The organism is Vulcanococcus sp. CPBay_Sum15L08_68, from assembly GCF_017855895.1.
Lineage (GTDB): Bacteria > Cyanobacteriota > Cyanobacteriia > PCC-6307 > Cyanobiaceae > Vulcanococcus.
On record NZ_JAFMFX010000059.1, the window covers coordinates 1 to 11,091 of the forward strand.

12 protein-coding genes are annotated in these 11,091 nt (G+C 67.5%); 7 read left to right on the top strand and 5 right to left on the bottom strand.

The window, feature by feature from the left end:
* On the bottom strand, positions 1 to 1,607 hold a 1,607-nt coding region (locus QZ189_RS09060; protein ID WP_296421584.1), incomplete at its 3' end, for an AarF/ABC1/UbiB kinase family protein.
* Between the two features lie 31 nt (positions 1,608 to 1,638).
* Between QZ189_RS09060 and QZ189_RS09065 the strand changes: the two genes are divergently transcribed.
* Genes QZ189_RS09065 through QZ189_RS09075 form a run of 3 tightly spaced genes read left to right on the top strand, consistent with a single transcriptional unit; the run spans position 1,639 to position 4,543 of the window.
* Positions 1,639 to 3,036, top strand: coding sequence for an aminotransferase class I/II-fold pyridoxal phosphate-dependent enzyme (locus QZ189_RS09065; RefSeq protein ID WP_296421585.1), 1,398 nt, complete (start codon positions 1,639 to 1,641; stop codon positions 3,034 to 3,036).
* An 8-nt stretch (positions 3,037 to 3,044) separates the two neighbouring features.
* Positions 3,045 to 3,659 (top strand): precorrin-6Y C5,15-methyltransferase subunit CbiT, encoded by a 615-nt coding sequence (gene cbiT, locus QZ189_RS09070; protein ID WP_247479082.1) that lies wholly within the window; start codon positions 3,045 to 3,047, stop codon positions 3,657 to 3,659.
* The gene (locus QZ189_RS09075; protein ID WP_296421586.1) at positions 3,656 to 4,543 is read left to right on the top strand and encodes a phosphatidate cytidylyltransferase; all 888 of its coding nucleotides are present in this window, start codon (positions 3,656 to 3,658) and stop codon (positions 4,541 to 4,543) included. Before cbiT ends, QZ189_RS09075 begins: the two co-directional genes overlap by 4 nt.
* On the opposite strand, the gene QZ189_RS09080 is transcribed toward QZ189_RS09075, so the two are convergent.
* Genes QZ189_RS09080 through QZ189_RS09090 form a run of 3 tightly spaced genes read right to left on the bottom strand, consistent with a single transcriptional unit; the run spans position 4,540 to position 7,121 of the window.
* Positions 4,540 to 5,139 (bottom strand): DUF2993 domain-containing protein, encoded by a 600-nt coding sequence (locus QZ189_RS09080; protein ID WP_296421587.1) that lies wholly within the window; start codon positions 5,137 to 5,139, stop codon positions 4,540 to 4,542. The genes QZ189_RS09075 and QZ189_RS09080 overlap by 4 nt on opposite strands.
* Positions 5,132 to 6,016, bottom strand: a complete 885-nt coding sequence (locus QZ189_RS09085; protein WP_296421589.1) for an alpha/beta hydrolase — start codon at positions 6,014 to 6,016, stop codon at positions 5,132 to 5,134. The genes QZ189_RS09080 and QZ189_RS09085 overlap by 8 nt, the downstream gene beginning before the upstream one ends.
* Positions 6,009 to 7,121: an iron-containing alcohol dehydrogenase family protein gene (locus QZ189_RS09090; protein WP_296416686.1), complete on the bottom strand. Its 1,113-nt coding sequence runs from the start codon at positions 7,119 to 7,121 to the stop codon at positions 6,009 to 6,011. Before QZ189_RS09090 ends, QZ189_RS09085 begins: the two co-directional genes overlap by 8 nt.
* 36 nt (positions 7,122 to 7,157) lie before the next feature.
* Between QZ189_RS09090 and QZ189_RS09095 the strand changes: the two genes are divergently transcribed.
* The 3 genes from QZ189_RS09095 to gap all read left to right on the top strand — a co-directional run bounded on the left by QZ189_RS09095 (position 7,158) and on the right by gap (position 9,712).
* Positions 7,158 to 8,006, top strand: coding sequence for a cation diffusion facilitator family transporter (locus tag QZ189_RS09095; protein ID WP_296416687.1), 849 nt, complete (start codon positions 7,158 to 7,160; stop codon positions 8,004 to 8,006).
* A gap of 72 nt (positions 8,007 to 8,078) precedes the next feature.
* Positions 8,079 to 8,618 carry a hypothetical protein gene (locus tag QZ189_RS09100; RefSeq protein ID WP_010317866.1) on the top strand — a complete coding sequence of 180 codons (540 nt, stop codon included), beginning with the start codon at positions 8,079 to 8,081 and terminating at the stop codon, positions 8,616 to 8,618.
* A 92-nt stretch (positions 8,619 to 8,710) separates the two neighbouring features.
* Positions 8,711 to 9,712, top strand: coding sequence for a type I glyceraldehyde-3-phosphate dehydrogenase (gap, locus tag QZ189_RS09105; protein WP_296421590.1), 1,002 nt, complete (start codon positions 8,711 to 8,713; stop codon positions 9,710 to 9,712).
* On the opposite strand, the gene QZ189_RS09110 is transcribed toward gap, so the two are convergent.
* Positions 9,691 to 10,590, bottom strand: a complete 900-nt coding sequence (locus QZ189_RS09110; RefSeq protein ID WP_296421592.1) for an AEC family transporter — start codon at positions 10,588 to 10,590, stop codon at positions 9,691 to 9,693. The genes gap and QZ189_RS09110 overlap by 22 nt on opposite strands.
* Positions 10,591 to 10,661: 71 nt before the next feature.
* On the opposite strand from QZ189_RS09110, the gene QZ189_RS09115 reads away from it, so the two are divergent.
* Entirely contained in the window at positions 10,662 to 10,970 is a 309-nt protein-coding gene (locus tag QZ189_RS09115; RefSeq protein WP_296419153.1) for a hypothetical protein, read from the top strand.
* Positions 10,971 to 11,091 lie beyond the last annotated feature (121 nt).

Below are 11,091 nucleotides of genomic sequence, written 5' to 3' on the forward strand. Positions count from 1 at the left end.
CGGCGCGGCGAGAAGGTGCGGCCCAGCAGTTGCATCAGGCCGCGCAGGTCGTCGGTGTTCAGGCGGTTGTCGCGCACCAGGGTCAGCAGCAGCCGCTGCCTCAGGCTCTTGCCCTCTTCGCCCACCAGCAGCTTCAGGCCCGCGCCGGCGACCGGCAGCAGGTCCGTGGCGCCGCCACCGCCGTCGTCGTTCTCGACCACCTGCAGCAGGTTCTCCAGGCGCTCCAGCTGCAGGCGTCCGTCGCGATCGAACAGCACCTCCATCAACTTTTCGCGCATCTCGGCGGTGTCCCCCGCCAGCAGGCGCCGGGCCACATAGGGATAGGCGACGTTGATGATCCGGAAGCTGGGGTCCAGGCGCATCGCCAGGCCCTCCTGGCTGACCACCGCGCGGATGATCAGGGCAAAGCGGGCCGGCACCCGGAAGGGATAGGCGTACATCAACTCCGAGAAGCGATCGGTGATCGCCTTGAAGTTGAAGGAGCCGACGTTCTCGCCGAGCGCACCGCCGAGGACCTCCTCAAGGGCGGGAATGATCGGGGTGAGGTCCGTCTTGGCGTTCAGGAAGCCCAGATCGACGAAATCCTGAGCCAGGCCCTCAAAGTCGCGGTTGATCAGGTGCACCACCGCCCCGGTCAGGGTCAGGCGATCGCTGTTGCTGATCGAATCCATCATCCCGAAGTCCACGTAGGCCACATGGCCCAGGGCTCCGGTCTTGCCCGGCAGGGCAAAGAGGTTGCCGGGGTGGGGATCGGCGTGGAAGTAGCCGAACTCCAGCAGCTGCTGCAGGCCGCTGATCACGCCCGTGCGGATCAAGGAGGCGGGATCGAGGTGTTGGGCTTCGAGCTCCTGGCGCTGTTGCAGTTTCGTGCCGTTGATCCAGGTGGTCGTCAGCACCCGCTGGCCCGAGAGGCTGCGGTCCACCCGCGGCACGATCACCGCCGCATTGCCCTCGAACATCCGCGCGAAGCGCTCGGCGTTGTCGGCCTCCTTGCGGTAGTCGATCTCCTCAAACAGGGAGCGGCCGAACTCATCAATGATTTCCCCCAGGCCAAAGCCCAGGTTCAGGGGCAGCAGCGGAGCGGCCATCACCCCCAGCAGCCGGATCAGCACCAGATCCCGGCGCAGCTGCCGCTCGAGGTTGGGGCGCTGCACCTTCACGGCCACCCAGTTCCCGCCGACGGGTTTGGCCCGGTACACCTGGCCCAGGCTGGCGGCCGCCACGGGATAGTCCGGGAACTCTTCAAAGAGTTGCTGGACGGGTGCCCCCAGGTCGGCCTCGATTGTCTCCAGGGCGATGGCGTGGGGGAAGGCCGGCAGGTTGTCCTGCAGTTGGGTCAGCTGATCCAGCCAGTCCCGCCGCACCAGGTCCGGCCTTGTGGAGAGGGCCTGTCCCACCTTGATGAAACAGGGCCCCAGTCCCGTCAGGGTGGTGAAAATCTTCTGCCCCAGGCGCTGCTGCACCTTCGGGTCGGGATTGTTGGCCTGGAAGACCAGCACCAGCGCCAGGCTCAGCAGGCTGCTGAGCACCACGACCAAGCGGCCGACCAGCTGCCAGGGCCGCAGCAGCAGCCAGCGCAAGTCACGCCCCGGGTCGTAGGTGCTCATCCAATCCGCCAGCAAGTTGCAAACTCTAGGAATGGTGTTGCTCCAGCAGCTGCTTCAGGCGCGCCGGCCCCGGTTGCCGCTGCATCTGCCGGCCCACGGCCGCGGGCGGGGCCTGGCGCCGGCCCTGGCCCGCTTGCTGCGCCAAGCCCCGGGTCGCTGGGATCTGCCGGAGTTGCCGGAGATCGGTGGCCCTCTGGAGGACGAGGGGGCCGTGGCAGACAGCCAACGGGCCCTGGCGGATCTGCTGGGAGCCAAGCGCTGCTGGTACGGCGTCAATGGGGCCAGCGGCCTGCTGCAAGCCGGTCTGCTGGCTCTGGCGCAACCGGGTGAGCGGGTCCTACTGCCGCGGAATCTGCATCGCTCCCTGCTGCACGGCTGTCTGCTCGGGCAACTGGAGCCGGTTCTGTTTGATCTGCCCTTTGATCCGGCCTCGGGTCTCTGGCTGCCCCCCAGCCCTGAGCACCTGGAGGCGGTGATCCGCGCGGCCCTGGCCGAGGGGCCCCTGGCGGCGCTGGTGCTGGTCTCCCCCAGTTACCAAGGCCTCGCTGGGGATCTGGCGGGCTTGGTGGCGCTGGCCCACCGGCAGGGGCTGCCGGTGCTGCTCGATGAGGCCCATGGCGCCCATTTGGGTCTGGATCCGCGGCTGCCGGCCCCTGGCCTGGAGGCTGGGGCGGACCTGGTGGTGCAGTCCCTGCAGAAGGCCGCCGGTGGCCTGGCCCAAAGTGCTGTGCTGCTGCAGGGGGCTGGTAGCGATCTCGATCCAGGGCGGATTGAGCGGGCGCTGCTCTGGCTGCAAACCTCCAGCCCCAGCGCCCTGCTGCTGGCCTCAACGGAGGCGGCACTGCTGCATCTGCGCAGCGCCCAGGGACGCCAGCAACTGCGCCGGGCCCTCGATCAGGGCCTGCGGCTGCGCCAGCGCCTCCAGGCCGGTGGCTTGCAGCTGCTGGAGAACCAAGACCCGTTGCGCCTGAGCTGGATCTGCGCCGCCGATGGCATCAATGGCCTGGAGGCCGATGACTGGTTGATGCAGCGGGGGGTGATCGCGGAGCTGCCTGAGCCGGGTTGCCTGACCTTCTGTTTGGGACTGCAGCCGCCCAGAGGCCTGCTGCGGCAGTTGCCCGCGGCCCTGCACCAGCTGCGCCGGTCGCTCGGAAGCGCGGAATTGTTGACCTTCAGTCCTCCGCCGTTGCCCCTGGTGGCCAGCCCGGAGCGGCCCCTGGCGGAAGCCTGGCGGGCGCCGGCAGAAGCGGTGCCCCTCGAGCAGGCCGCCGGGCGCCTGGCGGCGGAACCCCTCTGCCCTTACCCCCCGGGGATTCCCCTGTTGATTCCCGGGGAGCGCATCGATGGGCCCCGGGCCGCCTGGTTGCAGGAGCAGCGGCGGCTTTGGCCCCATCAGATCGCTGATACGGTGAAGGTGCTGATCGCGTGAGGCGGAGCATGCCCGCGGCAGGGAAGGGCTCCTTCCAATGGGATTTCGTCACCCCGGGTTTGCCGGATGCGGCCTTTGCCGATGCCCCCGGCTTCAGCCCGACCCCGATGGAGCAGCGGGTGATGCTGCTCTCGCACCTGCGGCCCAAGAGCGATTCCCTGGTCTGGGATGTGGGCGGCGGCACCGGTGCCCTGGCCCTGGAGATCGCCCGCTTGATGCCCGCCGGAGCGGTCCACACCCTCGAGCGGGATCCCGACGGCATTGAGCTGCTGGAGCGCAACCGCCGCCGCTTTGGCATTGAGAACCTGCACATCCACCAGGGGGAAGCGCCCGATGGCCTGGCGCAGTTGCCGCCGCGCCCGGATCGGGTGCTGCTGGAGGTGGGCCGTCCCCTGCGGGATGTCCTGCATCAGGTCTGGGAGGCCCTGGTCCCAGCCGGTCGCCTGGTGATCAGTACCGCCAGCCTGGAGGGGCTGGTGGACGCCACCGATACCTTGGGGCAACTGGCGGCGGTCGATCTGCAGGTGGTGCAAGCCACGGTTCACCGGATGCAGCGCCGCGGCAGTCAGGCCCGCTTGGCGGCCGCAGAACCCCTGTTTTTGATTGCTGCGGAACGCCCTTGATTCCTCCCCCGCGCACCCGAACCTCCCCCCAGCGCCTGCTGAGCGGCTACGCCGCCGGTGCCTTTGGCCTGTTGGTGGTGGGTCTGGGGGGCTGGTGGTTCACCATCGCCCTGGGGGTGATGGTCCACCTGGGGCTGCTGGAGTACTTCGACCTGGCCCGCGCCAAGGGCATCCGGCCGGCCAGCAAGACCACCTTGGTGCTGGTGCAGCTGCTGCTGATCACCACCCAGTGGGCCCATGGCGGCGATGTGGCGGGGGTCGGCTTTGCCTCGGAGCTCTCGGCTGCGGTGCTGCCGGTGGCCGGGGCGATCATCTGCGGCTGGCTGCTGTTGCAGCCCGTCACCGGGACGATCGCCGATATCGCCTCCTCCATCTTTGCCCTCTTTTATTTGGGCTATCTGCCCAGCTACTGGATTCGCCTGCGGGATCTCACCGATCCGCTCTTGGCGCCGAATCTGCAGCACTGGCCTTGGCCGCTGACCTCGGGGATGGTGTTGATGCTGATGGCCTGCCTGCAGATCGTGGCGACGGACATCGGCAGCTACATGATTGGCCGCCGCTACGGCCGCACCCCCCTCTCGCCCACCTCGCCGGGCAAGACCGTGGAGGGGGCCCTGGGCGGGCTGATCTGCTCGATGCTGCTCGGGGCCCTGTTTGGGGTGCTGCTGGGCTGGAGCTGGGGCTGGGCGATTGGCGCCCTGCTCGGGGCGATGGTCACGGTCTTCGCCCTGGTGGGGGACCTGACCGAATCGATGATGAAGCGCGATGCCGGCGTCAAGGATTCGGGCGATTTCCTGCCCGGCCATGGCGGCATCCTCGATCGCATCGACAGCTATCTGTTCATCCCGGCGGTGTTTTTCACCGTGGTGACCTTCCTGGCCTAGGGGCTGACCGTCGCTCTGCCGCTGACCAGCAGCCGGCCGGACTGCAGTTCCGCCTGCTCAATGGTGATGTTGGGGTCTCCGGGCAGGGCATAGCGCTGGGGGCCATCGCTCTGCTGCAGGACAACGCAGCCGGCCTCCGCCCGCGGCTGGGTCGCCATCTCCCGGCCCTGGGCGCGCACCAGCAGCTGGTCGCCTGCGATCGTCAACTCCTGCAGCGGCGTCAGCCCCAGTAGGGCCTCGCTGATTTGATCGCCCAGGCCGCGCCAATGGGCGCTGCTAAACGAGCGGCTCAGGCCAGGGCCACTGAATTCGGCGCTGCCCGTCACGCTGAAGGATTGATCCAGCTGCAGGGACTGCCCCTTCATCAGCCGGCCGATCTGGACGCTGATCGCGCCGCTGCGCAGCTCCACCCGCTCGATCTCAAGGGCACTGAAGATCGCCTTGCGGGCCACCAGGCTGACCCCCTCCAGCCGTCCCCGCAGTAGGGCCAGGGTGGAGCCGTGCAGCTGGAGCTCGAGCTGATCGACGGACTCGCATTGCTGGCGAATCCAGAACTGCAGACCACTGGCCAGCAGCTGCAGAACGGGATCAGCCATGCCAGGTGCGCACCACGGTGTCGGGCTGATCGATGTGGGGCAGATGCCCGCAATCGCTCAGCTCGGTGATGCGCTCTCCTAACAGAACTGCGGCGTCGGCCTTGGCTTTGCCCTGCAGGATCCGGTCGTTGGCGCCCCAGAGCACCTGCAGTCTCTGCTGCGGCAGCGGCAACCCGCAGCCCCCGAAGCCACCACTGCCGGCAAAGGCCGCCAGGGCGGGGGCCCAGTTGGGGCAGCGCAGATGGATCGAGGCGATCTCCAGCTCCGCGGGCCCCACATCACGGTCGGGTTGGGCAAAGGCACTGCGGCAGAGCCCGCGCCGAATCGCCGGCAGGGCCAAAAAGCGCGCGCCCAGTTGGTTGAGCAGGGGCGGAACCGGCATGGGTTTGCCCGTCAGACCCGCTGGGGCAAGCAGCAGCAAGCGATCGATCTGCTCCGGGCGCCGGCGGGCCAATTCCACGGCCGCCGATCCGCCCATGGAGGCACCAATCAGGCCGACCCGCTGGGCGCCACTGCGCTCGAGGACCGCATCGAGCACGGCGTCCAGATGGCGCAGCACCCCCGCGGGGCTGTAGTCGCCGCCCTGGGGCCTGGGGCAGAAGCCAAAGCCGTAGAGGTCGGGGATGAACAGCTGGGCGTGGGCTGAGAGCAGCGGGCTGAGCCGCCGAAACTCCAGATGGGAGCTGTCAAAGCCATGCAGCAGCAGCACCGGCGCTCCTGAGCCCAGGACCGCCACGGGCCAGGGTTCACGGGTTTGGTCGCAGGCGCTCGGCAGGTCCCACCACTGCACCGCCCGAGCGATGGCCTGTCCTTTGGGATCCAGCAGGGTTTTGGCGGCGCGCTCCAGCAGCTGCCGCTGATCCAGGTGCTCAGGCATCCACGCTGCTCAGGGCGGCGGTGGTGCTGACCAGGGCCGCCAGGACATCGGCTGGACCGACGCTGAAGGGCAGGTGATGGAGATCTGAGCCGGGCCTGCAGGCAAACTCCGCCACCTCCTGGAGCTCCGCGAGGCTGGCCTGGGCGAGCCCGAGGTCTTTCAGGCTGACGGGCAGCGCGAGTCGTTGGAAGAAGGGCAGCAGTTGCCGCCGGGCCTGGGCCGCCAGCTGGCTACCGCCGACGCTTTCCTCCAGGCGCAGTTGCACCAGGATTCCAAAGCCCACCTTCTCCCCGTGGAGTTGGCCGTGGCTGGCCTCCAGTTGGGTCAGGCCGTTGTGGACCGCATGGGCGGCGACGGTGCGGCAGCGGGCGCCGCCAATCCCTCCGATCAGGCCGGCCGTCAGGCCGCTGGCTTCCGCCACGCGCACCCAGGCCTCGCCGCCGACCTCCCCGAGGGCCTGCTCGGCCTCCAGCAGCAGTTGATCCCGCAGCACCCGGGCCTGTTGCACGGCCTGTTGCACCAGGCCATCCCGGCTGGCGCCGCTGCTGACGGAGGCCTCGTACCACTTGGCCATGGCATCGGCGATGCCGCTGGCCAGGGTGCGATTGGGGGCTGAGGCCACCAGGCCGTGGTCAAAGACCAGCAGCTCCGGGCAGTGCTCCAGAGCGACATCTCCCTGGAATGCCCCCTGGGGGCTGTAGAGATTGGCCAGCGCCGTCCAGCCCGCGCAGGTGGCGGCACTGGTGGGCACGGTGATGCAGGGGAGCCCCAGGCGGTGGGCCAGCAACTTGCCGGCATCGAGCACCTTGCCGCCGCCGCAGGCCACGACCCCATCACAGCCCTGGGATTGGCTCAGCTCCGCGAGACGGCTGAGGTCCTCTTCGCAGCAGTCGAACTCAAGCTCCGCGCTGAGCACCCGTAGGCCTTGCGTCTTGAGATCGGCTTGGAGCCCGAGCCGCAGTTCCCGGGTGGCCGCGCTGCGGCCGAGCAGCAGCGGTGCTTGGCAGAGGCCCGCGATCAGCGGCAGCGCTTCAGTCCAGGCTCCTTCGCCGCGCAGCACGTTGGCGGGTGCGATGGCGTGTTGCTGAACGGCGGAGACAGCCATGGACCGGATTCCAGAAATCCACTCTAAAAGTGGGACATGGGTCACCACGACCACCACCATCACGCTGGGGCGTTTCGCTGGAGCGTGCTGCTGAATGCCTTCCTGACGGGAGCGCAGTTGGCGATCGGCTTTGGCTTTGGCTCCCTCGCCTTGATCGGCGATGCGATCCACAACCTGGGGGATGTGGTGGGCCTGCTCTTGGCTTGGGGCGCTGAGCGCTTGAGCTTGAAGCCCCCCCGCGGTCGCTTCACCTATGGCTTTGGCCGCAGCACCCACCTGGCGGCCTTGATCAATGGCCTTCTGGTGTTTGCAGCGGGCCTGCTGGTGGTGGTGGAAGGCCTGGACCGGCTGCAGCAGCCCGAGCCCCTGGTGGCTGGGCCCGTGGCCGTTGCTGCCGCTGCAGGGATTGCGATCAATTTGCTGTCCGCCCGGTTGTTTGGGGCGCAGGACCATCTCGATCTCAATCGCCGGGCGGCGGTGCTGCATCTGCTGAGCGATGCGGCGGTCTCAGCGGCTGTGTTGCTCAGCGCGATCCTGGTGGCGCTGACCGGCCGCACGGAGCTCGATGCGATCACGGCCATTGCGGTCGGCGCGGCGGTGATGGTCAGTGCCTATGGGCTGCTGAAGCAAGCCCTGGCGGCGAGCCTTGATGCGGTCCCGGAGGGGCACGATCTGCAGTCCATTGAGGCGGCCTTGCGGGAGCTGCCGGGGGTGTTGCGCGTGAGCGAACTCCATGTCTGGGGCCTGGGTGGCCGCCGGGTGGCGCTGACGGCCCATTTGCAGGTGCAGAGCGAGCCATCGGTTGATCTGCTCCGCCTTGGCGAGGAGCGCCTACGCCAGCTGGGCATCGACCACAGCACCCTGCAGATTGAGCCCCAGTCCTGAGGGCCATTCGGTTTTCCCCTACCCATTTCGCCCCTGGCCCATCAGATTGGAGACAGGTCGGCTCGGAGGGGGATGGCAAGACGCAGCTGGAGGCGGCGCCTGGGCAATGCCCTGATCCGTTGGGGCCAAGCCCTGAAACCAGCGCCGCCGGCGCGCCCGGTTCCGACGCCGCAGAAGCGCTCGGCCGTCAGTCAGATGCCAGGCCTGCGCTCGCCCCTGACGATCGACAAGGCAGTTCGCAACAGGGACCTGAGTGTTCTCAAGCGGGAGGCCAGCGATGCGCTGGCGGCCCTGGGGGCGGCCCATGCGGTGGTGAGCTCAGCGCGGCTGGCTCAGATCCAGACCATCCGCTCGGAGGTGGATCGCGGCACGGTGGAGCAGGACGCCTTAATCGAGGTCGCAGGCGACTACCAGGCCTGGCAGAACGATCAGGTGCGTCTGTTTGATGCCCTGGCGTTGGTGCTGGGGATCACGGTTCCAGAGGGCTCTGCTTTCGATCAGATCGATGAGGAGATGACGGCAGCGGCCACTGAGCACCTCAATGCCCTGACGGCGGAATACCAGCGTCGACTGCTGAGCGACCAATTTGAAACGGAGCCCCAGGAGGGCTGATTGGCAGCCTTTTTGATCTAGGTCTGCTGTTTTTTCATCGACAGAGCCGGAACACCCGCTGTATTGGGGAGTGGCATTCGGGGCCCCTTCCCTTGACCGTTCGGATCGGCATCAATGGTTTTGGTCGGATTGGCCGCCTGGCCTTCCGCCGCGCGATGGCCACTCCCGGGGTTGAGGTGGCGGGCATCAATGACTTGATTGATGTCGATTACCTGGCCTATCTGCTGCGCTACGACTCCACCCATGGCCGCTTCAAAGGCGAGGTCAAGGTGGAGAACGGTCAGCTGGTGGTCGATGGGAACGCCATCCGGATTACGGCGGAGCGGGATCCAAGCAACCTCCAGTGGGATGCCATTGGAGTCGACACGGTCCTCGAGAGCACGGGCTTTTTCCTGACGGATCCCCTGGCACGCACCCACATCCAGGCCGGGGCGAAGCGGGTGGTGATGAGCGCCCCCTCCAAGGACGAGACCCCGATGTTCGTGATGGGGGTGAACCACAGCAGTTACGCCGGCCAGGACATCGTCTCCAACGCCAGCTGCACGACCAACTGCCTGGCGCCCTTGGCCAAGGTGGTCCACGACAACTTCGGCATTGTCAGTGGCTTGATGAGCACCGTTCACGCCACGACGGCCACCCAAAAGCCCGTGGACAGCCCGTCCCTGAAGGACTGGCGCGGTGGCCGCGGGGCCGGCCAGAGCATCATTCCCAGCTCCACAGGCGCTGCGAAGGCTGTGGGCCGGGTGATCCCAGAACTGAACGGCAAGCTCACGGGCATGGCCTTCCGGGTCCCGACCCCGGATGTCTCCGTGGTCGACCTCACGGTGAATCTGGCCAGGCCCGCCAGCTATGAGCAGGTCAAGGCGGCGATGAGGGCCGCCTCTCAAGGGGAGTTGAAGGGAATCCTGGGTTACACCGAAGACCAGGTGGTCTCCAATGATTTCCTGGGTGAGAGCTGCACCTCCGTCTTCGATGCCGGCGCTGGAATGGCCCTGAGCGACACCTTTATGAAACTGGTGTCCTGGTACGACAACGAGTGGGCCTACAGCTGCAAGTGCATTGACCTGATCACTCACATGGCCGCGGTGAGCTGAAACCAGAGCGGCAGGCTGAGGGCAGCGGCCCCGCTGCTCCAAAGCACTAATCGGGCGGCTGGCAGGGTTTCCTTGCCGCCTCTGTTTTGGGCGTCGGCGGCTTCAGCGAGCAGGAGCACGGACATTGCCGTCGGTGCAGCGGCCTGGAGGACCAGCGCCTGTCGCATCAGCTCCGGTAGTTGCAGCAGTCCGCTCAGGAGCCACATCAAGGCGGGGAGCAGCAGCAGCTTGATCATCAGGGCGCCGGTCAGTGAGGGCCTCTCGCCCTGGTCCGCTTGATCGATGCGCTGCAGCACCAGCCCCAACCGCATCCCCACCAGAAGCAGCAGCATCCAGAGCACGATTCGTGCGGGGAGCCAGAGCCACTGCCCCAGCAGCGGCCCCCATGGGGTGAGCCCGAGGGGGAGGGCCAGGAGCAGGGCCTGAACGACGGGTGTCTTCAGCAGGGTCATCGCCGTGGCTGAGCTTTTCCCTGGCGACAGCAGCAGCGGACCGGCACTCCAGGTGATCAGGGTGCCGATGAGGTCATAGATGACGCTGAAGCCCAGGGCCTCACTGGGCAGTAGGGCAATGGCGACGGGAAGCCCGAAGTAGCCGGTGTTGCCCACCATCGCCCCCAGTTGCAGGCTGCGGGTGGGCAGCAGGCCAGGGGCCTGGCGGCAGAGGAGCAGGCCGCCCAAGGTCAGGCCGGCAATGAGCCCCGCCATGGGGATCGCGCTGAGGGGCAGGCCTCCTTTTAAGAGCAGCCCCGTGAGGCTGAGGGGCATGCCCCAGCGCAAGAGCGGTGGTGCCAGTCGGCTGGGGAGAGTTGGGAAACGCCGGCCCAGCCAGAACCCACCGAGGAGGCAGGGAGCGAGTTCCAGAACGAGGCGAAGCATGGCTGCAGCCTGGCAGCTTGCTCTTGGGCCTGGGCAGAGCTAACGAGGGGGTAGCCGTTGGAGGGGGAGCTGTGGAGGACAGACCGATCACACCCCATGCGGTCCCGATTTTTGATGCCGACGGCAACCTCACCTATGTGGGGGATGACGGTCGCCGCTATGTCGTTGGCCCCCTGCCGGAAACCGACGAGGCCAACGTCGATCGGGTGATGGAGCGCCTGCGGGAGGGACAGGCCCTGTTCTCCCAGATCGAGCAACTCTCAGGGCAGTGGCTGGATCACGTCAGCGGCTCTGACCTGGCCCGTCATTCGGCCCTGGCCCTGCTGCTGACGACCCTGGAGACCTTCCTGAGTGACCCCGAGTCCGACGAGGACATCTGAGGCCTCCCAGGGAACGCGGACCTGTAGCGAAGGCGACAGCGGCTCTGGTATGTTTGTGGGCCGCTCAGCGATCGCGAGATCACGAGCGGCGAACCGAAAGCCGAGGGAACTCGGTGATGTA

Excerpts from the sequence above, each read along its gene's own strand:
- QZ189_RS09065 (WP_296421585.1), top strand. The coding sequence starts at position 1,639 with ATGGTGTTGCTCCAGCAGCTGCTTCAGGCGCGCCGGCCCCGGTTGCCG.
- cbiT (WP_247479082.1), top strand. The coding sequence starts at position 3,045 with ATGCCCGCGGCAGGGAAGGGCTCCTTCCAATGGGATTTCGTCACCCCG.
- QZ189_RS09080 (WP_296421587.1), bottom strand. The coding sequence starts at position 5,139 with ATGGCTGATCCCGTTCTGCAGCTGCTGGCCAGTGGTCTGCAGTTCTGG.
- QZ189_RS09085 (WP_296421589.1), bottom strand. The coding sequence starts at position 6,016 with ATGCCTGAGCACCTGGATCAGCGGCAGCTGCTGGAGCGCGCCGCCAAA.
- QZ189_RS09090 (WP_296416686.1), bottom strand. The coding sequence starts at position 7,121 with ATGGCTGTCTCCGCCGTTCAGCAACACGCCATCGCACCCGCCAACGTG.
- QZ189_RS09095 (WP_296416687.1), top strand. The coding sequence starts at position 7,158 with ATGGGTCACCACGACCACCACCATCACGCTGGGGCGTTTCGCTGGAGC.
- QZ189_RS09100 (WP_010317866.1), top strand. The coding sequence starts at position 8,079 with ATGGCAAGACGCAGCTGGAGGCGGCGCCTGGGCAATGCCCTGATCCGT.
- QZ189_RS09110 (WP_296421592.1), bottom strand. The coding sequence starts at position 10,590 with ATGCTTCGCCTCGTTCTGGAACTCGCTCCCTGCCTCCTCGGTGGGTTC.